The following is a 25,350-nucleotide window of genomic DNA, read 5'->3' on the forward strand; positions in this document are numbered from 1 at the left end:
CCCCGGGCTTGCCATCCCCGAACTCATTGTCCGGGTAAGTCAGGTACTCAGTGATGAGGTCCATGAGAACAGTCAATACCCGACCACCGACATTCGAAGGCGGCGACCCCAGAGCCTCGTAGGCTGGTCAGATGAGCCTTCGCAACAACCTGACCGACCTGATGATGCGGGCGATGAGCGGCGGGCATCGGGCCCTGCTGAAGCTTTCCGGCGGCCGGCTCCTGCGGTCGATCGGCACGATGCCGGCCGTCGAACTTCACACGATCGGGCGCGCGACCGGCCATCACCGGTCGACGATGCTCACGGCACCCGTGCACGGCGAGGGACGCTACGTCCTGGTCGCCTCCAAGGGTGGCGGGGACCGTAACCCCATGTGGTACCTGAACCTCGTCGCCAATCCGGATGTCGAACTCACGGTTGACGGCGCGACAACGCCCATGCGGGCCCGCACCGCCACCGCCGCGGAGAAGGCCGAGCTGTGGCCGAAGATCGTCGCCGCCTACCGCGGCTACGCGGACTACCAGCGCAGGACGACGCGGGACATCCCCGTGGTGATCTGCGAACCGCGCTAACCGACGAAGCTGACTACACGGTCGGCAGGAGCTCCACCGCGCGCACCCGCGGGAAGGCCGGCGGGTTGACCCCGGCCATCTCTTCGAGCACCCGGATGACCTGGCAGCTGTAGCCGAACTCGTTGTCGTACCAGACGTAGAGGATGGCCTTTTTGGCGGTGACGATCGTGGCCAGCCCGTCGACGATGCCGGCCCGGCGAGAGCCGAGGAAGTCGGTGGAAACCACCTCGGGCGAGTCGATGAAGTCGATCTGCTTGTGCAGGGTCGAGTTCAGCGACATCGTGCGCAGGTAATCGTTCAGCTCGTCCTTCGTCGTGCCGTTGACCAGATTGAGGTTCAGGATCGCCATCGACACGTCGGGCGTCGGCACTCGGATGGCGTTTCCGGTGAGCTTGCCGGCCAGTTCGGGCAGCGCCTTGGCGACGGCCTTCGCCGCGCCGGTCTCGGTGAGCACCATGTTCAGGGCGGCCGAGCGGCCCCGTCGTTCGCCGGAGTGGAAGTTGTCGATGAGGTTCTGGTCGTTCGTGAACGAGTGCACGGTCTCGACGTGGCCGTCGACGATGCCGTACCGGTCCATGACGGCCTTGAGCACCGGCGTGATCGCGTTCGTGGTGCAGGACGCCGCCGTGACGATGGCGTCGTCGTCGGTGATCGCGGAGTCGTTGATGCCGTGCACGATGTTCTTGAGCTCGCCCTTGCCGGGCGCGGTGAGCAGCACCCGTGCGACTCCGGGGCAGGCGAGGTGCTGGGAGAGGCCCTCCGCGTCACGCCAGCGGCCGGTGTTGTCGACGACGATGGCGTCGTGGATGCCGTAGGCCGTGTAGTCGATGCTGGCCGGGTCGCCCGAGTAGATGACCTGGATCAGCGTGCCGTTGGCGAGGATCGTGTTGTTGGTCGTGTCGACCGAGATCGTGCCCTCGAACGGGCCGTGCACGGAGTCGCGACGCAGCAGGCTGGCACGCTTGATGATGTCGTCGTCCGAGCCCCTGCGCACGACGATGGCCCGAAGCCGCAGACCCTGGCCGCCGCCGGCGTGTTCGATCAGGATGCGGGCGAGCAGGCGGCCGATTCGGCCGAAGCCGTAGAGCACGACGTCGGTGCTCGTGCTGTCGCCCTGTCCCCACCGGTCGACGACCTCGGCCAGTTCCTCGCGGAGGAATTCGTCGAGCGTGCGGCCGGCACCGTCGCGCTTCCAGGCGGCGCTGAGCCGGGCCAGGTCGATCGAGGCGGCGCCCAGTCCGAGGGTGCAGAGCGCCTGGAGCAGCGGCAGGGTCTCCTCGAGCGGCAGTTCGACATCGTCGACCTGACGGGCGAAGCGGTGGGCCTTGAGCAGGCCGACGACCGACTGGTTGACCAGGCTGCGGCCGTGCACCGAGGTGACGACGTGGTTGTCCCGGTACAGCCGGCCGATGAGGGGAATCATCGCTTCGGCCAGTGCCTCCCTGTTGATCCAGGTTTCGCGGGCGCGGTCAGATGCGTGAGTCAAGAACAGCCTTCTGGTCGGTGAACGGGTGGTGCTACTCGTCGAGCGCGAGCTCCTTGGGAAGCTCAAATTCCTTGGATGCGAGTTCTTCCACGTTGACGTCCTTGAAGGTCAGCACGCGAACCGACTTCACGAAGCGGTCTGAGCGGTAGACATCCCACACCCACACATCCTTCATGGTCAGCTCGAAATAGAAGTCGTGCTCCGTGTCACGGCGAACGAGTTCAACCTCGTTGGCCAGATAGAAGCGCCTCTCGGTCTCGACGACGTATTGGAACTGTCCAACGACATCCCGGTATTCGCGATACAGGGCCAACTCGACTTCGCGGTCGTAGTCCTCGAACTCGTCTTCTTCCATGGTGACTCAATCCTACGCTGAGATCTTGAGCCAGGACTTGCGGTGCAGGTCGTTGGGCCCCAGCTCGACTATCGCGCCCATGTGCTGCGCGCTGCCGTAGCCCTTGTTCGTTGCCCAGCCGTAGCCGGGGTGCACGGCATCCGCCGTGATCATCAGGGCGTCGCGGTGCACCTTCGCGATCACGGATGCCGCGGCAACCGATCCGCAATCCTGGTCGGCCCGTACCCGGGGGACCACGGTCAGGGGCGTCTTCAGCGCCTTGTTCAGCCAGTCGTCAGCGCCGTCCAGGAGTACGACGCTGCCGGAAATGTCGACCCCGACGGCGAACAACTCGGTGAGGGCCCGTTTGCCGGCGAGCCCCAGGGCCGCCATGATCCCCAGGCTGTCGACCTCCTGGGCGGTGGCGAGCCCGACGGCGGAGTGCAGCGCCCAGGCTGCGGCCAGCGGGGCGAGCACCAGGCGCCGCGGTTCGCTGAGCAGTTTCGAGTCGCGCAAGCCCACCGGGAAGGGGCCGACGGTTGCGTTGATCACGGCGAATCCCACGGCCACCGGCCCGGCCAGGGCGCCGCGCCCGACCTCGTCGCAGCCGATCACACAGTTCGCTCCCCCGGCCAGGAGAGCGAGTTCGGTCTCGAGGTCGGGCTCGACGACGGCCATCATCACCTAATCGCGCGCCTCGTCGACCCCGCTGAACACGGCCGGGTAGTCATCCAGCCAGCCCCAGCGGTTCAGAGGCCAGCTGATCACGCAGGCGCGGCCGACGACGTTGTCCATCGGCACGAACCCCTTGCCGGGGGTGGTGCCGTTGTACCGGGAATCCTTGGAGTTGTAGCGGTTGTCGCCCATGACCCACAGGGAGTCCGCAGGAACGACGACGTCGAAGTCATCCTTGGACACCTCGGTTTCCCCGGGCGGAAGAGACACGTACGGTTCCTCAGAAAGCGGAACGCCATTCACGCTCATCTGGCCGAGGGCGTTGCAGCAGACGACGTGGTCGCCCGGCAGTCCGATCACGCGCTTGATGAGATGGTCGTTGCTGTCGGGAGCCGACAGTCCGACGACGGACAGGATCCAGTCGATCCCGGCCACGATGGCGTTCTGTTCCACCGGCAGCTGCGGCGGCAGCCATCCGCCCGGATCGCGGAACACGACGACGTCGCCGTGTTCGACCGGGAACATCCCGGGCTGGAGCTGGTTCACGATGATCCGGTCGTTCAGCAGCAGCGTCTGCTCCATCGAACCGGAGGGGATGTAGAACGAGCGGATCAGGAAGGTCTTGATCATGAACGAGATGAGCAGCGCGACCACGAAAATGATTACGAGGTCGCGAAGGAATAGTCCGACGCCGCGCTTCTTGCGCCGCGTCTCTGATTCCAGGCGATCTGATCGCGTGGGCAGAGTGTTTTCTGTCATTAAACCGCCTGAGCTCCGCACCCAGTTTAGGGGTGAGGAGCTCAGGGACGAATTCCCGGGGGCCTGCGAATCCGCTGTGAAGCGGGAGCAGACGCGGAATTAGTTGAAGCGCTTTTCCTTGATCTTGGCCTTCTTGCCACGGAGGTTGCGCAGGTAGTACAGCTTCGCGCGGCGCACGGCGCCGCGGGTGACGACCTCGATGTGGTCGATGACGGGAGAGTGCACCGGGAAGGTACGCTCGACGCCGACCTGGAAGCTCACCTTGCGAACGCAGAAGGTTTCGCGAACGCCTTCACCGGAGCGGCCGATAACGACGCCCTGGAAGACCTGGACGCGCGAGCGGGTGCCTTCAACGATGTTGACGTGGACCTTGACGGTGTCGCCGGCCCGGAAGGCGGGGATGTCTTTCCGCAGTGACGGGGCATCCACCTGGTCGAGAATATGCATGGTTTTTCGCTCTCTGTACCCGCCACAGGTCGACTACGAATAATGCTTCGCCACACGCGGTCCGCGCGTCGCCTCAGCAACCGATAAGTCAATGTGTGCCGCACACGGCGAATCTCCCCTGTGGCAGAGGTTTACCGCGGCACAAACGCCTATTCTGTCACGAAACCGGGCCGGACAGCAAAGCGGGCGCTCAGGGGTTCGTGGGCTTCTCCGGGATGACGATCACGTTGGGGTCGACAGGACGGGTTGGCCCGAGGTTGGTGGTGCCGAGGATCGTGGTCTCGGTGACCAGGGGTCCGGACGTGGAGTCGATGAACTCGATGACCTGGCGCACACGACGCCGAGCGGCGTCGAACAACTCCCAGAGCGCGAACCAGAATGCCGCGATGCCGGCCAGGACGGCCAGCAGCCACACCCCCGGCGCATCCGCCGCGTTGAACACGAGCCCGATGACGAGCGCGTGCCACAGGCCGAAGACGCCGACGTCCGGCCAGGAGACGGCCCTGGTCTCCCGCACCTCAGCGCGGGCGTAGACGAGCAGCGCGACGGCGAGCAGGGCGACGCCGAGCGCGATCGCGCCGATGATCACCCCGAGCACTTCCCAGGCGCCGGCGCCGAAGATCGACGAACCGACGAGCAGCCACACGGGAAGCGCGCCGATGGCGATGAACTGCCAGTAGTAGAAGATCCTGCGAACGATCACAGGACCAGATTATCCCTGCCCGCCGTCGATTTCCTCGGAGTTCGCTGGGGGCAGAAGGTCGGGACGCACCCGTGCGGTGCGCTCGAGCTGCTGCTCCCGGCGCCAGGCGGCGACGGCCCCATGGTTGCCGCTGCGCAGCACCGGCGGCACGTCGAGCCCGCGCCAGAGCGCCGGCTTGGTATAGCTGGGGTATTCGAGCAGCCCGTCCTCGTGCGACTCCTCGACGAGGCTTTCCGGGTTTCCCACGACGCCGGGAATGAGGCGGCCGATCGCCTCGACCATGGCCATGACCGCGACCTCTCCCCCGTTGAGCACGTAGTCGCCGAGGCTGATTAGCCGCACCCGGCCGCGACTGGCGAAATGGTCGAAGACGCGCTGGTCGATGCCCTCGTAGCGCCCGCAGCCGAAGATCAGGTTCGGCTCCTCGGCGAGTTCACGGGCGGTGGCCTGGGTGAACTGCTCTCCCGCGGGCGACGGGAAGATGAGCACCGGGCCGGTTGCGGCATCCGCCACCTCGGCGGGCACGGCGTTGGTCGCGGCGCCCGTGTCGGCGAGGATGCCGTCAAGCGCCTCACCCCAGGGCTCCGGCTTCATGACCATGCCGGCGCCGCCGCCGTACGGGGTGTCGTCGACGGTGCGGTGCCGATCGTGGGTGGAATCGCGCAGGTCGTGCACGCGCAGGTCGATCAGGCCGGTCTGGCGGGCCTTGCCCAGCAGCGAAATGTCGAGCACCCCGAAGAACTCGGGAAAGATCGTGACAATGTCGATGCGCATGGCTGCGAGTCTACCGATCCGCCCTTCCGCGAAACCGCAGTTGTGCGCGCTAAGACGGGCGAATGACGCGCACAACTGCAGTTTCGCGGGATGTTACGGGTGAGCTCGGCCGGGGCGTCGTCGGGCCGCGCGGTCGGCGAGTCGGCGCGACGCGTGGGACGAAACCGACGAACCGGGGGTTACTCTCGGCAGACCGTCTCTCGACGGCGCTGGCCCGACTGCCCGACTCGCACGAGTGGATGATGGACCTCGTCGACTCGGGCTGCGGGTCCGGCCTGGAAACACTCACGCGGCTGGGGCTTAGGGCACACAACGTGACAGTCCGCTGCCAGGTGCATGTCCCCGGGATCGGTTGGCTGGACCTTCTTGTCGGTGACCGTCTCGTCGTGGAACTGGACAGCCAGAGGCACCACGACAACCCACAGGCATACGAGCGGGACCGCGCGCGCGATCTTGCGCTGGTCGAACTGGGCTACATCGTCGTTCGGGTGACCCACCGACGGGTCATGCAGGATTGGGCGTCGGTCGAACGGGCACTTCTGGCCATCGTTCGGAGACAAGAGCACCGCTGGCAGCCCCTCCATCGGGCCGCGGGGTTGGCCGTGACGCTCGACTGAGCGTCCTGCGGCCAATCACCGACTGGGCGCGCCGTTGATCCGGCCGCCGCAGTACTCGGGCGATAACTCCAAGCTGTGGCGGCACGCAGACCCCGTCGAGCGACGCGAGCGGCCAGGGCTGGGGATTAAGAGTATTCCGCCCTCCCGCGAAACCGCAGTTGTGCGCGATAAAAGGCGCGAATGACGCGCACAACTGCAGTTTCGCGGGGTGTTACGGGGCGGGAGGCGCTTCTGGGGCGGATGCGGCGGCATCCGCTTCGGGCAGCGTTTCCGCGGGGGCTTCGGGCTCCTCGGGGATCTCCTCGAAGAGTCCGGGAGGCGGGGTGATGGTGATGATGCGGGCCTTGACGTCGACGGACGGCACGATCGCCTTGACGAACGGCACCATGACCTCACCGGCCGGCGTCTTGACGATGAGCAGGTCCTGCGCGGGCAGGTGCTCGAGCCGGGCCAGCGTGCCGACCTGGATGCCGTCGCGGACGACGGCGAGCCCGACCAGCTGGTGGTCGTACCAGGCATCTTCCTCGTCCGACTGCTCGGCCGAGTCCTGGTCGATCCAGAGGATCGCCTTGGCCAGGGTTTCCGCCGCTTCGCGGTCGGGAACATCCTTGAAGAACCCGACGGCGTGCTGGTTGTACCAGCGCAGCTCGACGAGTTCGAGAGTCTTGCCGTGCCAGGGGGAGCTGGTCGGCACCTGGAGGGTGAACACGGCGCCCGGGACGAAACGTCGCCCCGGGTCATCCGTGAACAGTTCCAGCTTGATTGCGCCCTTGAGGCCATGGGCCTTCGTCAGGCGCCCCACGCGTAGCTGGGTGCGCTGCGGCGTGGAGTCGCTCACGTTAGAAATCAGTGTCAACGACGTCGACACGAACGCGCTTGCCGTCGGCCAGCGCGGCCACGAGGGTGCGCAATGCCTTGGCGGTGCGACCGGCGCGACCGATCACCCGGCCGAGGTCCTCGGGGTTCACACGAACCTCGAGAACATCGCCACGGGGTGAGTTCTTTGCAACAACGTGCACATCGTCCGGGTGATCAACGATCCCCTTGACGAGGTGCGCCAGCGCGGGAGCGAGCAAGATTACGCCTTGTCCTCGGTGGCCTCGGCGTCAGCCTCGGTCGTTTCGGCTGCGGGAGCCTCTTCCTTGACGACGGGCTTCTCGGCCTTCGGCTTGAGAACGGGCTTCTTCTTCTCGTCGGCGACGAAAGGAACCTTCGGCTCCTTGATCTTGACGGTGCTCTTGGCGTTCTTGTCGCCCTTGAAGATGCCCCAGTCGCCGGTCAGCTTGAGGAGAGCGGCAACCTGCTCGGTCGGCTGTGCGCCGACGCCGAGCCAGTACTGCGCACGCTCGGACTTGACCTCGATGACGGAGGGCTCCTGCGTGGGGTGGTAGATGCCGATCTCTTCGATGACGCGGCCATCGCGCTTGGTGCGCGAGTCGGCGACAACGATGCGGTAGTACGGTGCACGGATCTTGCCCATGCGCTTCAGACGGATTTTGACAGCCACAATTCTCCTGTGTTAGTGATGTTTGGCGAACTGACAGCCGTGAGCGTGGGGGCACACTCGGAGCAAGCTCAATATGGTTTTCCTGCGTCTGATTAGAGGGTCGGACGGCAAGAGAACTCGACTAATCATTCTGTCAGACATCCCCCCGTTTGTGATAATCGGATCTCGCGGTGTCAGGATTGTTCGCAGACGCGGCTCCTCGAGCTGCTGCCGGCACCAGCAGAGGAGCGCACATGGGAATGGAATTCGCCCCCTCGGCTCGGTCGTCCGTGGGCATCGAGTGGGAAGTCGCGCTCGTCGACAACGCGACCGGCGACCTGGTCCCCCTCGCCGCCGAGGTGCTCGACGCTCTCCGCGCCGACGACGGGTCCCCGCACCCGCAGATCACCGGCGAACTCCTGCTGAACACGATCGAACTCGTCTCCGGCGTGCACACGAACGTCGCCGGGGCGGTCGCGGATGTCGTCGCCCAGCTGGACGAGGTGCGCGCCGTGACCGAGCCGCGCGGCGTGGGCGTCATCTGCAGCGGCTCGCATCCGTTCAGCCAGTGGTACGAGCAGGAGATCACCGACAAACCCCGCTACCACCGCCTGATCGACCGCACCCAGTGGTGGGGCCGCAACATGATGATCTGGGGCATCCACGTGCACGTGGGGATAGAAGACCGGGCCAAGGTCATGCCGATCCTGAACGGCATGCTCACCTACATCCCGCACCTGCAGGCCCTGTCGGCGTCCAGCCCGTTCTGGGCGGGAGTCGACACCGGCTACGCTTCCAACCGCGCCCTCATGTTCCAGCAGCTGCCCACCGCCGGCCAGCCGTGGATGCTGCCCGACTGGGAGGCGTGGGAGCGCTACGTCGACGATATGACCGTCACGGGCATCATCGAGGATGCGACGGAGGTGCGCTGGGACATCCGGCCGTCAGCGCGCTGGGGCACGATCGAGGTGCGGGTCTGCGACGGAGTGTCGACGCAGCAGGAGCTCGGGGCCATCGCCGCCCTGATCCACTGCCTGGTCGAATGGATGTCGACGGCCCTGGACGCCGGCGAGGACGTGCCGACGATGCCGCCGTGGTTCGTGCGGGAGAACAAGTGGCGGGCGGCCCGGTACGGGCTGGGCGCCCGGGTCATCCTCGATGCTGCCGGAGCGGAACGGCCGGTCACCGAGGACATCCGCAGGCTCATCGACGTGCTCTCCCCCGTCGCCGAACGTCTGGGCTGCCTGCCGGAGTTGCTCCAGTTGAACCTGATCCTGAGTCACGGCGCCAGCTACCAGCGCCAGCTCGAGGTCGCGGAGGCGCACGGGGGAAGCCTGCCGGCGGTGGTCGCGGCGCTCAGCCGGGAACTCCGGACCGGGCTCGCGCTCTAAGAGGGCTGCCGGCGCGATGCCGGCACTATGGTTCCGGTACCGCACCGACGACGAGGCCGGAATTGGATTGCGATATCTGAGGCTCCCGTTCTCCATCCCCCCGCAGTTGCCACGCACTGGAAACGCCGTGCGCTGATCACGGGCCTGGTGGCGGTCATCTGCGGCGTCGCGGTGATGGTGGCGTCATTTCTCCCGTGGCTGGGCGCGGCCACGGGCGAGACGCTGAGTGGCTGGGACATCTTCGTTCTTCAGCGAGATACGGGCGGCGGGACACTGCTCGTGCTGGACTTTTTCACAGACTCGGACGGTCGTTCCTACGCGTTTCTCACCGGGCTGGGCGCGCTCGTCGGTGGACTGGGCATAGCCGTGCTGACGGTTGTCTTCGTTCCGTGGTCCGTGTGGCTGCGGGGCAGGCATCTGACCGTCGCCCGGAGGAGGCCGGTGAGCCTGGCCCTGATCACCGTCGTGCAGACCCTGCTCCTTGCGGGGGCCGGGGCGATTGTGATTGTGCCGACCGCCTACCCCTTTTTTGCGGCCGCCGACGCATCGGGTGCCACGCTCGAGTTCGGTCTTGTCGTCGTGTGGGCGGCTGCCATCGTGGGGATGGGCTGCTCGCTTTCCGGCGTCTATACCGCGTGGGACACGTCAAAACGGCCGCTCGTGAACGTGTTGCTGTTCTCGACGTTCGGTGCACTCGGGGTGGTGGCTGCCGTCTATTTTCTCGTGATCGGGTGATGTCAGAGCGCACGGCAGTCATCGTGTGACCGCCCCGCTGTCGCCTACGCCCGGTCGTAGGCCGCCCGGAGCCAACCGATCAGCTCGTCGTCGATCTCGTCCTGGGCCGTCACCCAGACCTTGTGGGTGCACATGCCGCCGGCTTCGAGCAGCCGTTCGGTCGGCGGGGTGCCCGTGAGGTTGATACCGACCTGCAGTCTCTTGCTGCCCGGCTCGATCAGCGCGAACTGCTTCGACCGGCGCAGCGACACGGTCGCCTTCTTCGGTGCGATCTCGACGTCGGGGCCGAAGCCGGACACGGCCGCGACGAGCACGTCGTAGGTCGGGCGGAGGGCTGCCTTCGGTCCCGTGTACTGGGCTGCGACGAGGGCGTCGTCGCCCTGGTCTGTGTCCCGGGCGCGGAAGAGCAGCACGATGCTGTTCGCGAAGCCATGGCCCAGCCCGTGCTCCCGCTTGAGATGGTTCATCAGGTCGGTGTGTTTGCCAAGCCCGGTCGCCTCCAGCACCACGAACCACTCCTCGAGGGAATGGCCCGTGTTCGCCGCAAGACTGTTGATCATCGATTGCGTTCCGGGATCCATGGTGCCGAGTCAATCGCATCCGGCCGCATGGCGGAAGGGGCTCACCGATCAGAGCGCGTTCTTGCTGTCGCGCCAGGCGAGCCAGTCGACCACGGGCGCGAGGTCGTAGCGCGGGCCGGACACCCCGATCGTGAACAGCCGCGTGCCGAGGGCGTACAGCTCGTCGGCCTCGTCGACGCTGCGCCGGCGCAGCTCGGTGGAGATCTCGATCTCGGCGATGTCGCGGCCGACGGTGTCGCACCAGCCGGCCAGCACGCCCAGCTTGTGCTCGAGCACCTGCGGGTTCGAGAAGGAATGCCAGATGTCGGCGTGCCTGGCGACGATGCGCAGCGTCTTCTTCTCGCCTCCGCCGCCGATCAGCACGGGGATGTCGCGGAGCGGCGGGGGGTTCAGCTTCGCCCATCGGGCCTCGATCCGCGGCAGGGCCGCCTCGAGGGCATCCAGGCGGGTCCCCACCGTGCCGAACTCGTAGCCGTACTCGTCGTAGTCGCGCTCGAACCAGCCCGATCCCGTGCCGAAGATGAAGCGCCCGCCGCTGATCTGGTCGATCGTGCGGGCCATGTCGGCCTGCAGGTCGGGGTTGCGGTAGCTGTTGCAGTTCACCAGGGCGCCGAGCTGGATGGTCGAGGTCTGCTCCGCCCACGCCGCCAGCAACGTCCACGACTCGAAGTGCAGGCCGTTCGGATCGCCGGACAGCGGGAAGAAGTGGTCCCAGTCGAAGACGACGTCGACCCCGAGGGCTTCGATCTCCGCCACCGTGTCCCTGATCGTGCCGATGGTGCCGTGTTGCTGGGCGACCTGCACGCCGAGGCGCACCGGCAGGACGGGTGCTGGGCTCATGCGGGCTGGGCTCATGCGGGCTGGGCTCATGCGGGCTGGGCTCATGCGGGCTGGGCTCATGCGGGCCAGACTACGCCTGCGGTTTCCTACGCCTACTACGCCTGCGGTTTCAGCTACGCCTGCGGTTTCAGCCGTTGCTCGCGGCCGGCGACGAGGGTCGCCGTGACCTCGCCGGCGGCATCCATCAGGGTCAGCGTGTCGCCGTCGACGGCCACCGTCTTCGCGTCGGCGAAGAGGGTGGGCAGATCTTTGCCGTCGCAGTAGATGAGGGTGTGCGGCCCTGCAGTCGTCGTGATGGCGCCGCCGGATTCGAGCTCCCAGGTGCCCCGCACGCCGTTGCAGCCGTCGGAGCCGGCCCAGGTGCCATCGGCGGCGATCGTCAGGAACGGCTGGGTCTGCACCTGGAAGGTCGCGTCGACGACCCAGGTTCCGACCAGGTCCTCCGGGGCGGGGCCGGCCGGGGCGCTGCTGGGCGGCCCGGAAGGCCGGTCGCCGGACGGCCCGGCGCCGGTTGCGCACCCGGCCAGGAGGGCGACCGCAAGGACGGCGGCGGTGAGGGCCAACGCGCCAAGGATGAGAACGAGACGTGTGTTGCGCGTGCGCATCCGCTGCCTCCCCGCTAGATGAGTGGTGTGAGCCTACCGCCCGAGCATCTTCTGCAGGGCGGCCATTTCTTCTTCGCTCGGACCGCCGGGCTTCTGCGCCCCGCCGCCCAGCCCGAAGCCCGAGCCGCCCGGAACGCCCGACTCGGCGGCCGGCTTCTCGCCGGCCGCCAGGGCCGCGTTCTCCGCCGCTCGCCTGGCCGGGTTGCCCGACTTCGAGCCCTTCTTCTTCGGCTGCTGCTTGCCGCGACCGCCACCGAAGCTGCCGCCGGGGATCGGGCCCATGCCCGGGATGTTCGGCGTGCCTCCGCGGGCGACGGTCTTCATCATCTTCGCGGCCTGCTCGAAGCGCTGGACGAGCTGGTTGACCTCGGTGACGGTCGAGCCGGCACCGCGGGCGATCCGCAGCCGGCGGGATCCGTTCAGCAGTTTCGGAGTGGCCCGCTCGGCCTTCGTCATCGACTGGATGATCGCCTCGGTGCGCACGATCTCGCGCTCGTCGAAGTTCTCCAGCTGCGCCTTCATGGCGCCGGCGCCCGGCAACATGCCCATCATCTTCTTGATCGAACCCATGTTGCGCAGCTGCTGCATCTGGCCGAGGAAGTCGTCGAGGGTGAAGGTGTCGGTCGAGAACTTCTCGGCCATCTTGCGGGCTTCGTCCTCGTCGAACGCGCCCTGCGCCTGCTCGATCAGGGTGAGGATGTCACCGAGGTCGAGGATGCGGCTGGCCATGCGGTCGGGGTGGAACGGCTCGAAGTCGTCGAGGCTCTCGCCCGTGGACGCGAACATGATCGGCCGGCCGGTGAGGGAGGCGATGGACAGCGCTGCGCCACCGCGCGCGTCGCCGTCGAGCTTGGTCAGAACCACGCCGGTGAAGTCGACGCCGGCCTGGAACGCCCGGGCCGTGCTCACTGCGTCCTGCCCGATCATGGCGTCGATGACGAAGAGAACCTCGTCCGGGTCGATGGCGGCGCGGATGTCCGCGGCCTGCTTCATCATGTCGGCGTCGACGCCGAGGCGGCCGGCCGTGTCCACGATGACGACGTCGTGCAGTTTCTGCTGGGCGAACTTCACGCCGTCGCGCGCGACCCGGACCGGATCACCCACGCCGTTGCCGGGCTCGGGCGCGTAGACGGGCACGCCGGCCTGGGCGCCGACGACCTCGAGCTGGGTGACCGCGTTCGGGCGCTGCAGGTCGGCCGCGACGAGGATGGGCGTGTGGCCGTCTTTGGCCAGCCACTTCGCGAGCTTGCCCGCGAGCGTGGTCTTGCCGGCACCCTGCAGGCCGGCCAGCATGATGATGGTGGGCGGCTTCTTGGCGAATTCGAGGCGGCGCTGCTCGCCGCCGAGGATCTGCACGAGCTCCTCGTTGACGATCTGCACGACCTGCTGGGCCGGGTTCAGCGCCTTGTTGACCTCGTCGCCGAGGGCGCGTTCGCGCACCTTGCCGGTGAACTCCTTGACGACCTCGAGCGCGACATCCGCTTCGAGCAGGGCGCGACGGATCTCGCGGACCGTGCCGTCGACATCCGCGGCGGAGAGCTTGCCCTTCGTGCGGAGATTCTTGAAGGTCTCGGCGAGGCGATCTGAGAGGTTTCCAAAAGTAGCCATTGTGAACCCAGTTTACGTGCCGCCGTCAACCCGAGACTGCAGTTGTGCCGCTTATTCGGCACGGATAACGCGCACAAGTGCGGTTTCGCGGGGAGGGGTCAGCTTTCGATGGCGAGGGCCACGGTGTCGCCGTGCACATCGATCGTGACGACGATCAGGGAATCGGTGTCGTCGGGGCTGATCGAGTAGTCGAGCAGGGCGAAGTGTCCCTCGCTGGCGCTGTGGTGCGGGTGGAAACCCACCCGCTGCAGCCGCAGGGAGCGCAGGAAGTCGATCTGCTTGTCGCCCGAGTCCCAGATGATGGCGTCGTCGAGGGCCTCGGCGTCCATCTCCTCGAAGTGCGCCTCGATGTAGTGCGCGGTGAGGCTCTTCTCGGAGCTGAGGTCGGCGACGAGCGACTCCCTGGCCGCGGCGTCGAGTTCTTCGAGCGAATTGATCATCGCGGCGGCGATGTCGAGCGCCTCGACCGAGACCGAATCCTCGTCCGGGGAGCTGAGGTCGACCTCGACGGCCTGGTCGCCGAGTTCCGCGGACTCCGACCAGTACACCTCGCCCTCATCGTCGCTGCCGAGAATGCCGAAGAAATCGTGTTCGATGGTCATGAGTGGTTCCTATCCGACGAGTTTTTTAGCGAAGACATGCGGCGTGAATCCGGTGAGGTCGTTGATGCCCTCACCCTGGCCGACGAGTTTGATGGGAATGCCCGTTTTCTCCTGCACGGCCAGCACGAAGCCGCCCTTGGCCGACCCGTCGAGCTTGGTGAGCACGAGCCCGGTCACGCCGGCGTGCTCGATGAACGCCTCGGCCTGGGCAAGGCCGTTCTGGCCCGTGGTGGCGTCGAGCACGAGGAGCACCTCGGCGATCGGGGTCTGCTTCTCGATCACGCGGCGGATCTTGGTGAGTTCGTCCATCAGCCCGCTCTTGGTCTGGAGTCGGCCCGCGGTATCGATGATCACGATGTCGATGCCGTTCTTGATGGCCTTCTCGACCGTCTGGAAGGCGACGGATGCCGGGTCCTGGCCCTGCGCCTGCGGCCGCACGATGTCGGCGCCGGCCCGCTCGGCCCAGGTCGCCAGCTGCTCGACGGCGGCCGCACGGAACGTGTCGGCGGCCCCGATCAGCACGCTGCGGTCGTAGCCCCGGAGGAACTTGGCGAACTTGCCGATGGTCGTCGTCTTGCCGACGCCGTTGACGCCGACCACCAGCACGATCGCGGGGCGCGCGCTGAGCGTGAGGGTGGAGTCGAGCCTGGCGAGGCGTTCCTCGATGCCCTCGCGGAGCATCCGCTGCAGGTCGGTCGGGTCGGTGGTGTTGTACTTCGCGACCTTCGCCCGCAGTTCGGTGAGGATGCCGTCGGTGACGTCGGGGCCGAAGTCCGCCTGGATCAGCGCGTCTTCGAGGTCCTCCCAGGTCTGCTCATCGATCGTCGGCTTCGCGAACATGCCGCGCAGCGCGCCGGAGAGTGACCAGGAGGTGCGTTCAACCATGCCCCTAGCCTAGGGCGCGCGCCGGGTCATCCGGGGGTGGCATCCCCCCGGCGCCGGGTCGATAATCGCTTCGGGTCCGGTTGGACCAGGGGGAACACAACCCATCGAACAGCCATCGAAAGGAACCCATGTCGCAAACCACCGAGATGGATCCCACCCTGAGCGCCCTCGCCGCCTCCTTGGGCGGGCGACTCATTCGTCCCGGCGACGCCGACTGGGACACGGTCAGGGCGCCGTGGAACCGGGCGGTCGAACAAGACCCTGCCGCGGTCGCCATCCCCGCCACCGTGGACGGCCTGCGGCAGATTGTGGCCGCGGCCCGCGCCGGGCGTTTCGAGATCGCCGTGCAGCCGAACGGCCATGGCGCGAGCGGCGACGTGCGCGGCTGCATCCTGGTACGCACCTCCGCCTTCGACGAGGTGACGGTGAACGCAGACGAGCGCTACGCCCGGATCGGTGCCGGCGTCAAATGGGGCGCCGTGCTGCCGCGCCTGACGGGAACGGGCCTGATCGCCCTGGCCGGCACGAACCCGGACGTGACCGTCGCCGGGTACCTGCTCTCGGGCGGGCACTCCTGGTTCAGCCGCTGGAAGGGACTCGCCGCCCACTCCATCCGCGCCATCGAGTTCGTCGAGGCGCACGGGCGCTCCCGCCGGTTGGACTCGGCCCACGGCTCCGCCGAGGGTGACGCCGAGCTGCTCTGGGCGATGCGGGGCGCGGCCGGAATGCTGGGCATTGTCACGGCCCTCGAAATCGACCTGTACCCCGCTCCGGCCCTCTTCGGCGGGAAGATCCTGTTCCCGATCGAGGCGGCCGGCGCCGTGCTCGACGCGGTCGCCGCGATCATGGCCACGGCACCGGATGAGCTGACGATGTTCGCCGGGCTGATCAACATGCCCGACGTGGAGATGGTGCCCGAGCCGATGCGCGGTCACAGCTTCGCGACCGTCGACGTCGTCTTCGTCGGCGACGCCGACACGGCCGGTACGCTCCTGGCCCCGCTGCTCTCCGCCGTGCCCGTCATCGCCAACCTCATGCAGCCGTTCGACATCGGGCACCTGGGCGAGGTCGCGGCCGAACCCTCGGATCCGGTCGGGAGCCTGGACTGGAACGCGGCGATCAGGGGGCTCGGCGACGACGGATTCGCGCCGCTGATCGAGGCCTTCAGGGAGGCGACGCCCGCCGGGCTCACCATGGTGCAGCTCCGGCCGCTCGGGGGCGCGATAGCCGATCCGGCGCCGGATGCGACGGGCATCGTCGGGCATCTCGAGTCGAAATACCTGGTGTTCGCCGGCGCGATCCTGCTGGATCCGAGCCGCAGGATCGATCCGGCGGCAGTGTTCGGACCCATCGACCGGGCCCTGACGGGGATGACCGAACGGCGCATGGTGCCGACGCTGCTCTCCCCCGGCCAGGACCTCTCCGCCGCCCTCCCGCCGGAAAGCCTGGCTCGACTCGGGAAGGTGAAATTCGCCCACGACCCGGACAGCCTGTTCCGGAGCAATCGGCGCCTGCCCGGCTGACTCTGCCCGGCCGACGACGCGCGACGTAACACCGCGGGCGTCGGCCCACAGAATGGAAGGGTGACGACCACCGCCCCCGCGCTCGCCGGCATCGCCCACGGCACCTCCTCGCCCGCCGGCCAGGCCGCCGTGGCCGCCCTCATGCGCGCGGTCGCCGATGCCGAGCCGCTGCTCACCGTCGCGCTCGGCTTCGTCGACGTGCAGCACCCGGATGCGCCGGAAACCCTGGCCGCGCTTCCGGCCGGACTGCCGGCGGTCGTTGTTCCCCTGCTGCTGTCGGCCGGCTACCACGTGCACGTCGACCTCACCGAGGCGGTGCGCGCGGTGACCGACCGCACCGTGCTGCTGGCCGGCGCCCTCGGTCCCGACGACCGGATCGTCGAGCTGCTGCGGGACCGGCTGGAGCAGGCCGGCCTCCGGGACGAGGACGTGGTCGTGCTCGCCGTGGCGGGGTCGAGCGACGCCAGGGCGGTCGCGGATTGCCGCGTCGTCGCCGAGCGCCTCGCGGCGGCATCCGCTCGCCCGGTTGGCCTCGGCTTCCTGTCCGCCGCGGAGCCGAGGCTGGCCGACGCGATCGCGGCCGCCCGGCGGGACAACCCCGGGCGACGCATCGTGGTCAGCAGCTACCTGCTCGCCCCTGGCTTCTTCCAGGACCTCGTCGAGGGCGCCGGGGCAAGCATCGCCACCTCACCTCTGCTGGTTCCGGGGTCCGCCGTTCCTCGGCAGCTCGTCGACGTCGTGGTCGACCGTTACCGCTCGGCGCGGGCGCCGGCACAGTAGACCGGGCTGTCTCTTCGCGCGCCCGTGTGACGCCCCACTACCCCGCGTGACCGGCCGTGACCGGCCCGCGTGACGGGGGCTCGGGCGCTGGCTACCGTCGTACCCAGCGCAGTTGTCGGACACCGTTTTCCGTCCGCGACTGGCCGATACAAAAGGAGCAGACCATGTCGCCCAGCCCGACCCCCAGCATCACCAGCGCCGCGCCCACGCGCCCGCCGCGACCGGCAACGCGCCCCCACGGACAGTGGAAGGTCGACGGCACCGCCCCGCTCAACGGCAACGAGAAGTGGAAGCAGGAGGACGGCGGGCTGAGCGTACGGGAGCGGATCGAGCAGGTCTACTCCATGCAGGGCTTCGACTCGATCGAGGACACCGACCTGCACGGCCGATTCCGCTGGTGGGGGCTGTACACGCAGCGCAAGCCCGGCATCGACGGCGGCAAGACCGCCACGCTCGAGCCACATGAGCTCGAGGACAAGTTCTTCATGCTCCGTGTGCGCATCGACGGCGGCCAGCTCACCACCGCCCAGTTGCGGGTCATCGGCGAGATATCCGAGGAATTCGGCCGGGACACCGCCGACCTCACCGACCGGCAGAACATCCAGCTGCATTGGATCAGGGTCGAAGATGTCCCCGAGATCTGGCGCCGCCTCGAAGCCGTCGACCTGCAGACCACGGAGGCCTGCGGCGATGTGCCCCGCGTCGTGCTCGGCTCCCCCGTTGCCGGCATCGCCGTCGACGAGCTGCTGGACCCGACCGACGCGATCACCGAGATCACGGCGAGGTACATCGGCGTCCCCGAGCTGGCGAACCTCCCGCGCAAGTTCAAGACGGCCCTGACCGGCCACCCGAGCCAGGACGTCGTGCACGAGATCAACGACGTCGGCTTTGTCGCCCTGCGGCACCCGGAGCTCGGCCTCGGCTACGACCTCTGGGTCGGCGGCGGCCTGTCAGCCAGCCCCCGCCTCGGCGAGCGCCTGGGCGCCTTCGTCTCCCCCGACAAGGTCGCCGACGTCTGGCTCGGCGTCGCCTCCATCTTCCGCGACTACGGCTACCGGCGGCTGCGCAACAAGGCCAGGCTGAAGTTCCTGCTCGCCGACTGGGGACCGGAGAAGTTCCGCAGGGTGCTCGAGGACGAATACCTCCACGAGGCACTGCCCGACGGCCCGCCCGCGCCCACCCCGACGCAGCAGGGCGACCACGTCGGCGTGCACAAGCAGAACGACGGAAAGTTCTACATCGGAGTCACGCCCTTCGTCGGGCGCGTCTCCGGCACCATGCTCACCGGGCTCGCCGACCTGCTCGAGCGGCACGGCTCGGGCCGGCTGCGCACCACGCCACACCAGAAACTCGTGCTCCTCGACATCAGCGAGGAAGACGTCGAACCGCTGATCACGGCGCTCGACGCGCTCGGCCTGGCCGCCCGTCCGAGCCTGTTCCGCCGCTCGACGATTGCGTGCACCGGGATCGAGTTCTGCAAGCTTGCGATCGTCGAGACCAAGCAGACCGCAACCGACGCCGTGCTCGAACTGGAGACACGCCTCGCCGGCCTCGACCTGCCGCAGCCGATCAGCCTGCACGTCAACGGATGCCCCAACTCCTGCGCCCGCATCCAGACCGCCGACATCGGCCTCAAGGGGCAGCTCCTCTCCGACGGAGCCGGCGGCCAGGTGCCCGGGTTCCAGGTGCACCTCGGCGGCGGGCTCGCCTCCGTCGGCCGCGATGAGGCCGGCCTCGGCCGCACGGTGCGCGGCCTCAAGGTGACCGCCGTCGACCTGGCCGACTACGTGGAACGGATCGTCCGCCGCTTCCTCGCCGACCGGGCCGAGACGGAAACCTTCGCCCAATGGGCGCACCGAGCCGACGAGGAGGCGCTCCAGTGAGCCGTATCGATGTCAACCAGCCCGATGTCAACCAGCCCGCGGCCGGGCGGCGCAGCGTAGAGCAGCTCCGTTCTCTGTCGGAACAGGGCGCGATCGAACTGGGCGAGGCATCCGCCGCCGAGGTCATCGCCTGGGTCGCCCGCAACTTCGGGACCGACGCCGTGGCGGTGGCCTGCTCGATGGCGGATGCCGTGCTGCCGCAGCTCGTCGCGCAGCAGCTGCCGGGCGTGGATGTGCTGTTCCTCGACACGGGCTACCACTTCCCGGAGACTCACGCCACCAGGGACACCGTCGCCGGCACCCCGGGCGTCACCATAGTCGACGTGCTGCCGGAGCAGAGCGTTGCCGAGCAGGACGCCGCCTGGGGCAAGGACCTCTTCGCCCGCGACCCCGGCCAGTGCTGCGCGTTGCGCAAGGTCGCTCCGCTGCAGCGCACCCTCGCCGGGTACGAACTCTGGTTCACCGGTGTGCGCCGCGACGAGGCGCCGACCAGGGCCGGCACACGTCTCGTCGAATGGGACGAGCGCAACGGCCTGGTCAAAGTGAACCCGCTCGCCGCCTGGACCTTCGACGAGCTGATCGACTACGCCGCCGCCCACGGCGTGGCCGTCAACCCGCTCCTGGCCCAGGGGTTCCCGTCCATCGGCTGCGCCCCGTGCACGAAACCCGTCGCCGCCGGCGAAGACCCCCGTTCCGGCCGCTGGGCCGGACTCGAGAAAACAGAATGCGGACTGCACCTATGAGCGCCCACGACATCGCCACGGCACCCCCGGCAGCCGCGGCACCCCCGGCGACCGCGCGCCCGCACCGCCTGACCCAGCTGGACGTGCTCGAGAGCGAGGCGATCCACATCATCCGCGAGGTGGTCGCCGAATTCGAGCGCCCGGTGCTGCTGTTCTCCGGCGGCAAGGACTCCGTCGTCATGCTCCACCTCGCCGCGAAGGCGTTCTGGCCCGGCCGCGTGCCGTTCCCGGTGCTGCACGTCGACACCGGCCACAACTTCCCGGAGGTCATCGCGTTCCGTGACGCCACGGTCGCCCGGCTCGGCGTCACCCTCGAGGTGGCCGGCGTGCAGGACTACATCGACGACGGCCGACTGCAGGAACGCGCCGACGGCACCCGCAACCCGCTGCAGACGGTGCCCCTGCTCGACGCCATCGCGGCCGGCCGGCACGACGCCGTCTTCGGCGGCGCCCGGCGCGACGAGGACAAGGCCCGCGCCAAGGAGCGCATCATCTCGCTCCGCGACGAGTTCGGCCAGTGGGACCCGCGCAACCAGCGCCCCGAGCTCTGGAACCTCTACAACGGCCGCCACACGGTCGGCCAGCACGTGCGCGCCTTCCCGATCAGTAACTGGACCGAACTGGATGTCTGGCGCTACATCGAACGCGAAGGCATCGAGTTGCCCCCGCTCTACTACGCCCACGACCGCGAGGTCTACCTGCGCGACGGCATGTGGCGCGCGGTCGGGCCGGTCAGCGCCCCGCTGGCCCACGAAACCGTCTCGCGGCGCACCGTGCGCTACCGCACGGTCGGCGACATGAGCTGCACCGGCGCCGTGGAATCGGATGCCGCATCCGTGCACGCCGTCGTGCGGGAGGTCGCCCAGTCGACGCTCACCGAGCGGGGAGCCACCCGGGCCGACGACCGCATCTCCGAGGCCGCCATGGAAGATCGCAAGAGAGACGGGTACTTCTAATGACCGACACACTCCTGACCGAAGCCGTGTGGCCGAGCGCGCTGCAGGGAAGCCCGCTCCAGGGCACGCTGTTCCGCTTCGCCACTGCCGGCTCCGTCGACGACGGCAAATCCACGCTCGTCGGCCGGCTGCTGCACGACTCGAAAGCGATCCTCGCCGACCAGCTCGACGCGGTCACCCGCACCTCGTCCGAGCGCGGCTTCGGCGGCGCGGCCGGCGGAATCGACTTCGCCCTGCTCACCGACGGCCTCCGCGCCGAGCGGGAACAGGGCATCACCATCGACGTCGCCTACCGCTACTTCGCCACCGCCCACCGCTCGTTCATCCTCGCCGACTGCCCCGGCCACGTGCAGTACACCCGCAACATGGTCACCGGCGCGACCACCGCCGACGCGGTCGTCGTGCTCATCGACGCCCGCAAGGGCGTGCTCGAGCAGACCCGCCGCCACCTCTCGGTGCTGGCCCTGCTCCGCGTGCAGCACGTCATCGTCGCGGTGAACAAGATCGACCTGCTGGGCTACGACGAGGCCGCGTACACCGAGGTCGCCGCCGACGTGCGCGCCGTCACCGCCGAGCTCGGACTCGGCGCCGTGCACGTCATCCCCGTGTCGGCCCTGGTCGGCGACAACGTCGTCGACCGCTCCCCGCACACCCCGTGGTACGACGGCCCGAGCCTGCTCGAGCTGCTGGAGACTCTCCCCCTCGTCGACGAAATCGAAAGCGAGACCCGGGCCTTCCGCCTGCCCGTGCAGCTGGTCCTCCGCCCGCAGGGCGCCGTCGTGGTGCCCGAGGAAGACGCCCCCCGGTACCGCGACTACCGTGCCTACGCCGGCCAGGTCGCATCCGGCACGCTGCGCGTCGGCGACACCGTCACCGTCAGCCCCGGCGGCGGCAGCACCGTCGTCACCGGCATCGACTTCGCCGGAGCGGAACTCGACCTGGCCTTCGCCCCGCAATCGGTGGCGCTGCGGCTGCGGGACGACCTCGACATCGCCCGCGGCGCCGTGATCGCCGCGGCCGGCACCCTGCCCCCGCAGGTGAAGGAGCTGACCGCCGCGCTGTTCTGGCTCGACGCCAGGCCGCTCGCGGCCGGCGCCCGGGTGCTGGTGAAATTCGGCACCTCCACGATCCAGGCCATCGTGCCGGAGATCACCGGACGCCGCAGCCTCGACACCCTCGCGATCGAGACCGCCGACCGCCTCGAGGTCAACGACATCGGCCAGGCCACGGTTCGGCTTGCCTCCGCGCTGCCGCTCGAAACGTACGCGGAGAACCGCCGCTCGGGCGCGTTCCTCGTCATCCACCCGCAGGACGGCGCAACGCTCGCCGCCGGGATCGTGCTCGCCGCCGGCGGTGCCTCGTGAGCCGGGCCGGCCCCCGCGGTATTGCGGCCGCGCTCTTCCCCGCGCTGCTGGCCGCCGGGCTGGTCGCCGGGCTGAGCGGATGCTCGGCGAGCGCCTCCGCGGATGCCCCGGCCGGCGGCCCTGCCGCCGAACTCCGGCTCGGCTACTTCGACAACGTCACCCACGCTCCGGCCCTCGTCGGGCTGGAAAAGGGGTTCCTCCAGGACTCCCTCGGCGACACCGAACTGACCGCCCAGGCCTTCGCCGCCGGCCCGGCGGTCATCGAGGCGCTCAGCGCCGGCGCCATCGACGCCGCCTACGTCGGCCCCAACCCGGCCGTGAACACCTTCGTGCAGAGCGCGGGCGCCTCGGCGCGCGTCGTCGCCGGGGCGGCCAGCGGCGGCGCGGCCCTCGTGGTACGGCCGGGCATCGACACTCCGGCCGATCTGGCCGGCACGACCCTGGCGACCCCGCAGCTCGGCAACACCCAGGACGTCGCCCTGCGCGCCTGGCTCGGCACGGAGGGCTTCGAGACCGACACCACCGGCGGCGGCGACGTGCGCATCACCCCGACCGAGAACGCCCAGACCCTCGCCCTGTTCCAAAGCGGGGAGATCGACGGGGCCTGGCTCCCCGAGCCGTGGGTGTCCCGCCTCGTGATCGAGGCCGGCGCCGAGGTGCTCGTCGACGAGGCGTCCCTCTGGCCAGAAGGTGCCTTCCCCACCACCGTGCTGCTCGTGGGGAGCGACTTCCTCCGGGACCACCCGGACACCGTGCGCGCCCTGCTCGCCGGGCACACGGCATCCGTCGCCTGGCTCGACGGTCACGCCGACGAGGCTGGCGCCGTCATCAACGCCCGCCTGGCCGCCGACACCGGCAAGCCGCTGCCGGGCGCCGTGATCGAACGCGCGCTCGGCGCGGTGCGGTTCACGACGGATCCGCTCGCCGGGACGTTCCCCACGCTGCTGCGGGCCGGCGTCGACGCCGGCACGGCCAAGCAGGGGAACCTCGACGGCCTGTTCGACCTGTCGCTTCTGAACGCCGTGCTCGCCGAGTCCGGCGCCGACCCGGTCTCGGCCGCCGGCCTCGGGGCGGAGTAGACCATGAGCGCCGCGCCCGCCGTCCTTCCCGCTATCCGGATCACCGCGCTCGGCAAGCGTTTCGGCGCCGACGGACCCCTCGTGCTCGACGACGTGACCCTGTCGATCCAGCCGGGAGAGTTCGTCTGCCTGCTCGGCGCATCCGGCTGCGGCAAGTCGACCCTGCTCAACATCATCGCGGGCCTCGACGCTCCCAGCACCGGAACGGTCACCGTCGCCAGCGGCAGCGCCGCGGTCATGTTCCAGGACGCCGCGCTCTTCCCGTGGCTGACGGCCGGCCGCAACGTCGAACTCGCGCTCAAGCTGCGCGGGGTGCCGCGGGACAAGCGCCGCGGGAAGGCCCTCGAGCTGCTCGACGTCGTCAACCTCGCGGATGCCGCCTCGAAGCGCCCGCACGAACTGTCCGGCGGCATGCGGCAACGCGTCGCCCTCGCCCGCTCGCTCGCCCAGGACCGCAAGGTGCTCCTGATGGACGAACCCTTCGCCGCCCTCGACGCCATCACCCGCGACCTGCTGCACGAGGAACTCGAGCGGGTGTGGCGCGAAACAGGACGCACGATCGTCTTCGTCACCCACAACGTGCGCGAGGCCGCCCGGCTCGGCCAGCGGGTGCTGCTGATGTCGTCGCGGCCCGGCCGCATCGCCAACGAGTGGCGCCTCGCCGACGACGGGCCACGACGGATCGAATCCCCCGAGGTTTCTCGTCTCTCGATCGAAATCACCGAGCAGCTCCGAAGGGAGATCCGCCGCAATGCCGCCTGACACCACCACCGTCGCTCCCCAGTCCGTAGCCCCATCCGGCGCGCCCGCTTCCGGCCGCCCGGCCGACGACCTGCGCACGCTCGAATCCGGTCTCGACGCCCTGCAGGCCGTCCCGAGCACCGAGAAGGGCAGCGTGCGGCGCATCCTCGAGGGGGTGCTGCCGCCGGTGCTGCTGCTGGCCGGCCTCGTCGCCGTGTGGCAGCTCTACGTCGTCATCGCCCGCCCCCGGCCCGACCTCGTGCCCGGGCCCCTCGACGTGCTCGGCGCGCTCGGTACCGCGTGGGCAGACGGCCGCCTGCAGCTCGCCGTGCTCACCAGCCTCGAACGCGGCGGGGTCGGCTTCCTCATCGCCGTCGCCATCGGCACGCCCCTCGGCCTGCTGCTGGCGGAGTGGCGGCCTCTGCGCCTCGCGCTCGGCCCGCTCCTCTCCGGCCTCCAGGTGCTCCCCTCCGTCGCCTGGGTTCCCGCGGCGATCATCTGGTTCGGGCTCTCCGACGCCACCGTCTACTTCGTCGTGCTCATGGGCGCCGTGCCCTCGATCGCGAACGGGCTCGTCTCCGGCATCGACCAGGTGCCGCCGCAGCTGCGCCGGGTGGGAACGGTGCTCGGCGCCGGCCGCATCCAGCTCGCCACCCTCGTCGTGCTGCCCGCGGCCCTGCCCGGCTACTTCTCCGGCCTGAAACAGGGCTGGGCCTTCTCCTGGCGCTCGCTGATGGCCGCCGAGATCATCGCCATGGGCGGCACGATCGGCTTCGGCCTCGGCTCGATGCTGCAGCAGAGCCGCGAACTCGCCGACCTCGGCAGCGTGCTGGCCACCATCCTGCTCATCCTCGGCGTCGGCATCCTCGTCGAACTCGCCGTCTTCGCCCCGATCGAACGGCGGCTGCTGCGCCGCCGCGGACTCACCCCAGGAGGTATCCGATGACCGACCCCGCACTCCTGTACCCGCTCGGCCTGCACCTGGCCGGCCGGCCCGTCACCGTCGTCGGCGGCGGGGCCGTGGCCGCCCGCCGCGCCTCCGGGCTCGTGCTCGTCGGCGCGATCGTCACCGTCGTCGCCCCGGAGGCCGGCCCCGAGCTTCGCTCCCTCGTGCGTAACGGCGCGCTCACCTGGCGCGCCCGCCCCTACGCCTCGGGCGACCTCGACGGCGCCTGGCTGGC

Annotated in this window: 30 protein-coding genes; 14 read left to right on the forward strand and 16 right to left on the reverse strand. The window is 69.0% G+C overall.

Annotated elements, in window-relative coordinates:
- The first annotated feature begins 131 nt into the window (after positions 1–131).
- Positions 132–572, forward strand: a complete 441-nt coding sequence (locus E3T33_RS08785) for a nitroreductase family deazaflavin-dependent oxidoreductase (protein WP_092323583.1) — start codon at positions 132–134, stop codon at positions 570–572.
- 13 nt (positions 573–585) lie between these two features.
- On the opposite strand, the gene E3T33_RS08790 is transcribed toward E3T33_RS08785, so the two are convergent.
- The 7 genes from E3T33_RS08790 to trmD form a co-directional block, all read right to left on the reverse strand.
- Positions 586–2,058 (reverse strand): glyceraldehyde-3-phosphate dehydrogenase, encoded by a 1,473-nt coding sequence (locus E3T33_RS08790; protein WP_134575155.1) that lies wholly within the window; start codon positions 2,056–2,058, stop codon positions 586–588.
- 31 nt (positions 2,059–2,089) lie between these two features.
- Positions 2,090–2,413: a DUF2469 family protein gene (locus E3T33_RS08795; RefSeq protein ID WP_066596196.1), complete on the reverse strand. Its 324-nt coding sequence runs from the start codon at positions 2,411–2,413 to the stop codon at positions 2,090–2,092.
- A gap of 12 nt (positions 2,414–2,425) precedes the next feature.
- A complete protein-coding gene (locus tag E3T33_RS08800; protein WP_134575163.1) occupies positions 2,426–3,070 on the reverse strand; it encodes a ribonuclease HII in 645 nt (214 codons plus the stop codon).
- Between the two features lie 6 nt (positions 3,071–3,076).
- Positions 3,077–3,826, reverse strand: a complete 750-nt coding sequence (gene lepB / locus E3T33_RS08805; protein ID WP_134575156.1) for a signal peptidase I — start codon at positions 3,824–3,826, stop codon at positions 3,077–3,079.
- A 99-nt stretch (positions 3,827–3,925) separates the two neighbouring features.
- Entirely contained in the window at positions 3,926–4,273 is a 348-nt protein-coding gene (gene rplS, locus E3T33_RS08810) for a 50S ribosomal protein L19 (RefSeq protein ID WP_092323588.1), read from the reverse strand.
- 190 nt (positions 4,274–4,463) lie between these two features.
- Positions 4,464–4,976 (reverse strand): hypothetical protein, encoded by a 513-nt coding sequence (locus E3T33_RS08815; protein WP_092323589.1) that lies wholly within the window; start codon positions 4,974–4,976, stop codon positions 4,464–4,466.
- A gap of 9 nt (positions 4,977–4,985) precedes the next feature.
- Entirely contained in the window at positions 4,986–5,750 is a 765-nt protein-coding gene (gene trmD / locus E3T33_RS08820) for a tRNA (guanosine(37)-N1)-methyltransferase TrmD (RefSeq protein WP_092323591.1), read from the reverse strand.
- A gap of 239 nt (positions 5,751–5,989) precedes the next feature.
- Between trmD and E3T33_RS08825 the strand changes: the two genes are divergently transcribed.
- Positions 5,990–6,367: a DUF559 domain-containing protein gene (locus E3T33_RS08825; protein WP_134475269.1), complete on the forward strand. Its 378-nt coding sequence runs from the start codon at positions 5,990–5,992 to the stop codon at positions 6,365–6,367.
- A gap of 211 nt (positions 6,368–6,578) precedes the next feature.
- On the opposite strand, the gene rimM is transcribed toward E3T33_RS08825, so the two are convergent.
- The 3 genes from rimM to rpsP are packed head-to-tail and all read right to left on the reverse strand — an operon-like array spanning position 6,579 to position 7,874.
- Positions 6,579–7,205 carry a ribosome maturation factor RimM gene (gene rimM, locus E3T33_RS08830; RefSeq protein ID WP_134575158.1) on the reverse strand — a complete coding sequence of 209 codons (627 nt, stop codon included), beginning with the start codon at positions 7,203–7,205 and terminating at the stop codon, positions 6,579–6,581.
- A 1-nt stretch (position 7,206) separates the two neighbouring features.
- The gene (locus tag E3T33_RS08835; protein ID WP_092323596.1) at positions 7,207–7,443 is read right to left on the reverse strand and encodes an RNA-binding protein; all 237 of its coding nucleotides are present in this window, start codon (positions 7,441–7,443) and stop codon (positions 7,207–7,209) included.
- Positions 7,444–7,445: 2 nt separating this feature from the next.
- Positions 7,446–7,874 carry a 30S ribosomal protein S16 gene (gene rpsP / locus E3T33_RS08840; RefSeq protein WP_092323597.1) on the reverse strand — a complete coding sequence of 143 codons (429 nt, stop codon included), beginning with the start codon at positions 7,872–7,874 and terminating at the stop codon, positions 7,446–7,448.
- 233 nt (positions 7,875–8,107) lie between these two features.
- Between rpsP and E3T33_RS08845 the strand changes: the two genes are divergently transcribed.
- Both E3T33_RS08845 and E3T33_RS08850 read left to right on the forward strand, forming a co-directional pair.
- Positions 8,108–9,244 carry a glutamate--cysteine ligase gene (locus E3T33_RS08845; protein ID WP_092323599.1) on the forward strand — a complete coding sequence of 379 codons (1,137 nt, stop codon included), beginning with the start codon at positions 8,108–8,110 and terminating at the stop codon, positions 9,242–9,244.
- 147 nt (positions 9,245–9,391) lie between these two features.
- Complete coding sequence (locus E3T33_RS08850) at positions 9,392–9,979, forward strand: hypothetical protein (RefSeq protein ID WP_134575159.1); 588 nt, start codon at positions 9,392–9,394, stop codon at positions 9,977–9,979.
- Positions 9,980–10,023: 44 nt separating this feature from the next.
- Here E3T33_RS08850 and E3T33_RS08855 read toward each other — a convergent pair whose 3' ends face one another.
- From E3T33_RS08855 to ftsY, 6 genes are all read right to left on the reverse strand, one after another.
- A complete protein-coding gene (locus E3T33_RS08855; protein ID WP_134575160.1) occupies positions 10,024–10,560 on the reverse strand; it encodes a DUF5655 domain-containing protein in 537 nt (178 codons plus the stop codon).
- A gap of 48 nt (positions 10,561–10,608) precedes the next feature.
- Positions 10,609–11,400, reverse strand: coding sequence for an LLM class F420-dependent oxidoreductase (locus tag E3T33_RS08860; protein WP_134575161.1), 792 nt, complete (start codon positions 11,398–11,400; stop codon positions 10,609–10,611).
- A 113-nt stretch (positions 11,401–11,513) separates the two neighbouring features.
- Positions 11,514–12,005 (reverse strand): META domain-containing protein, encoded by a 492-nt coding sequence (locus tag E3T33_RS08865; RefSeq protein ID WP_092323605.1) that lies wholly within the window; start codon positions 12,003–12,005, stop codon positions 11,514–11,516.
- A gap of 33 nt (positions 12,006–12,038) precedes the next feature.
- Positions 12,039–13,613, reverse strand: a complete 1,575-nt coding sequence (gene ffh / locus E3T33_RS08870; protein WP_092323607.1) for a signal recognition particle protein — start codon at positions 13,611–13,613, stop codon at positions 12,039–12,041.
- Positions 13,614–13,711: 98 nt separating this feature from the next.
- Positions 13,712–14,215 (reverse strand): DUF2004 domain-containing protein, encoded by a 504-nt coding sequence (locus tag E3T33_RS08875; RefSeq protein WP_092323608.1) that lies wholly within the window; start codon positions 14,213–14,215, stop codon positions 13,712–13,714.
- A gap of 9 nt (positions 14,216–14,224) precedes the next feature.
- The gene (gene ftsY, locus E3T33_RS08880; RefSeq protein WP_092323610.1) at positions 14,225–15,100 is read right to left on the reverse strand and encodes a signal recognition particle-docking protein FtsY; all 876 of its coding nucleotides are present in this window, start codon (positions 15,098–15,100) and stop codon (positions 14,225–14,227) included.
- A 128-nt stretch (positions 15,101–15,228) separates the two neighbouring features.
- Between ftsY and E3T33_RS08885 the strand changes: the two genes are divergently transcribed.
- The 10 genes from E3T33_RS08885 to E3T33_RS08930 form a co-directional block, all read left to right on the forward strand.
- Positions 15,229–16,623: an FAD-binding oxidoreductase gene (locus E3T33_RS08885; RefSeq protein WP_092323611.1), complete on the forward strand. Its 1,395-nt coding sequence runs from the start codon at positions 15,229–15,231 to the stop codon at positions 16,621–16,623.
- Positions 16,624–16,683: 60 nt separating this feature from the next.
- Positions 16,684–17,403, forward strand: a complete 720-nt coding sequence (locus E3T33_RS08890; protein ID WP_092323613.1) for a CbiX/SirB N-terminal domain-containing protein — start codon at positions 16,684–16,686, stop codon at positions 17,401–17,403.
- 164 nt (positions 17,404–17,567) lie between these two features.
- Positions 17,568–19,286 (forward strand): nitrite/sulfite reductase, encoded by a 1,719-nt coding sequence (locus E3T33_RS08895; RefSeq protein ID WP_092323614.1) that lies wholly within the window; start codon positions 17,568–17,570, stop codon positions 19,284–19,286.
- Positions 19,283–20,029 (forward strand): phosphoadenylyl-sulfate reductase, encoded by a 747-nt coding sequence (locus E3T33_RS08900; protein WP_241982888.1) that lies wholly within the window; start codon positions 19,283–19,285, stop codon positions 20,027–20,029. Before E3T33_RS08895 ends, E3T33_RS08900 begins: the two co-directional genes overlap by 4 nt.
- A complete protein-coding gene (cysD, locus tag E3T33_RS08905) occupies positions 20,026–20,985 on the forward strand; it encodes a sulfate adenylyltransferase subunit CysD (RefSeq protein ID WP_092323617.1) in 960 nt (319 codons plus the stop codon). The genes E3T33_RS08900 and cysD overlap by 4 nt, the downstream gene beginning before the upstream one ends.
- The gene (locus E3T33_RS08910) at positions 20,985–22,349 is read left to right on the forward strand and encodes a GTP-binding protein (protein ID WP_134575162.1); all 1,365 of its coding nucleotides are present in this window, start codon (positions 20,985–20,987) and stop codon (positions 22,347–22,349) included. Before cysD ends, E3T33_RS08910 begins: the two co-directional genes overlap by 1 nt.
- A 59-nt stretch (positions 22,350–22,408) precedes the next feature.
- The gene (locus E3T33_RS08915; protein WP_241982890.1) at positions 22,409–23,428 is read left to right on the forward strand and encodes an ABC transporter substrate-binding protein; all 1,020 of its coding nucleotides are present in this window, start codon (positions 22,409–22,411) and stop codon (positions 23,426–23,428) included.
- A gap of 3 nt (positions 23,429–23,431) precedes the next feature.
- Positions 23,432–24,190 (forward strand): ABC transporter ATP-binding protein, encoded by a 759-nt coding sequence (locus E3T33_RS08920; protein ID WP_092323622.1) that lies wholly within the window; start codon positions 23,432–23,434, stop codon positions 24,188–24,190.
- Positions 24,180–25,115 carry an ABC transporter permease gene (locus E3T33_RS08925; protein ID WP_092323623.1) on the forward strand — a complete coding sequence of 312 codons (936 nt, stop codon included), beginning with the start codon at positions 24,180–24,182 and terminating at the stop codon, positions 25,113–25,115. Before E3T33_RS08920 ends, E3T33_RS08925 begins: the two co-directional genes overlap by 11 nt.
- Positions 25,112–25,350, forward strand: a 239-nt coding sequence (locus E3T33_RS08930) for an NAD(P)-dependent oxidoreductase (protein WP_277870633.1), incomplete at its 3' end; no start/stop codon positions are given. The genes E3T33_RS08925 and E3T33_RS08930, both read left to right, overlap by 4 nt.

The sequence above is a fragment of the Cryobacterium sp. TMT1-2-1 genome (genome assembly GCF_004403955.1).
In the GTDB taxonomy this organism is placed as follows: Bacteria; Actinomycetota; Actinomycetes; order Actinomycetales; family Microbacteriaceae; genus Cryobacterium; species Cryobacterium psychrotolerans.

Excerpts from the sequence above, each read along its gene's own strand:
- E3T33_RS08860 (WP_134575161.1), bottom strand. The coding sequence starts at position 11,400 with ATGAGCCCAGCACCCGTCCTGCCGGTGCGCCTCGGCGTGCAGGTCGCC.
- lepB (WP_134575156.1), bottom strand. The coding sequence starts at position 3,826 with ATGACAGAAAACACTCTGCCCACGCGATCAGATCGCCTGGAATCAGAG.
- E3T33_RS08875 (WP_092323608.1), bottom strand. The coding sequence starts at position 14,215 with ATGACCATCGAACACGATTTCTTCGGCATTCTCGGCAGCGACGATGAG.
- trmD (WP_092323591.1), bottom strand. The coding sequence starts at position 5,750 with ATGCGCATCGACATTGTCACGATCTTTCCCGAGTTCTTCGGGGTGCTC.
- rplS (WP_092323588.1), bottom strand. The coding sequence starts at position 4,273 with ATGCATATTCTCGACCAGGTGGATGCCCCGTCACTGCGGAAAGACATC.
- ftsY (WP_092323610.1), bottom strand. The coding sequence starts at position 15,100 with ATGGTTGAACGCACCTCCTGGTCACTCTCCGGCGCGCTGCGCGGCATG.
- E3T33_RS08925 (WP_092323623.1), top strand. The coding sequence starts at position 24,180 with ATGCCGCCTGACACCACCACCGTCGCTCCCCAGTCCGTAGCCCCATCC.
- cysD (WP_092323617.1), top strand. The coding sequence starts at position 20,026 with ATGAGCGCCCACGACATCGCCACGGCACCCCCGGCAGCCGCGGCACCC.
- E3T33_RS08885 (WP_092323611.1), top strand. The coding sequence starts at position 15,229 with ATGTCGCAAACCACCGAGATGGATCCCACCCTGAGCGCCCTCGCCGCC.
- E3T33_RS08855 (WP_134575160.1), bottom strand. The coding sequence starts at position 10,560 with ATGGATCCCGGAACGCAATCGATGATCAACAGTCTTGCGGCGAACACG.
- E3T33_RS08895 (WP_092323614.1), top strand. The coding sequence starts at position 17,568 with ATGTCGCCCAGCCCGACCCCCAGCATCACCAGCGCCGCGCCCACGCGC.
- E3T33_RS08800 (WP_134575163.1), bottom strand. The coding sequence starts at position 3,070 with ATGGCCGTCGTCGAGCCCGACCTCGAGACCGAACTCGCTCTCCTGGCC.
- E3T33_RS08920 (WP_092323622.1), top strand. The coding sequence starts at position 23,432 with ATGAGCGCCGCGCCCGCCGTCCTTCCCGCTATCCGGATCACCGCGCTC.
- E3T33_RS08795 (WP_066596196.1), bottom strand. The coding sequence starts at position 2,413 with ATGGAAGAAGACGAGTTCGAGGACTACGACCGCGAAGTCGAGTTGGCC.
- E3T33_RS08785 (WP_092323583.1), top strand. The coding sequence starts at position 132 with ATGAGCCTTCGCAACAACCTGACCGACCTGATGATGCGGGCGATGAGC.
- E3T33_RS08825 (WP_134475269.1), top strand. The coding sequence starts at position 5,990 with ATGATGGACCTCGTCGACTCGGGCTGCGGGTCCGGCCTGGAAACACTC.
- E3T33_RS08845 (WP_092323599.1), top strand. The coding sequence starts at position 8,108 with ATGGGAATGGAATTCGCCCCCTCGGCTCGGTCGTCCGTGGGCATCGAG.
- ffh (WP_092323607.1), bottom strand. The coding sequence starts at position 13,613 with ATGGCTACTTTTGGAAACCTCTCAGATCGCCTCGCCGAGACCTTCAAG.
- E3T33_RS08910 (WP_134575162.1), top strand. The coding sequence starts at position 20,985 with ATGACCGACACACTCCTGACCGAAGCCGTGTGGCCGAGCGCGCTGCAG.
- E3T33_RS08865 (WP_092323605.1), bottom strand. The coding sequence starts at position 12,005 with ATGCGCACGCGCAACACACGTCTCGTTCTCATCCTTGGCGCGTTGGCC.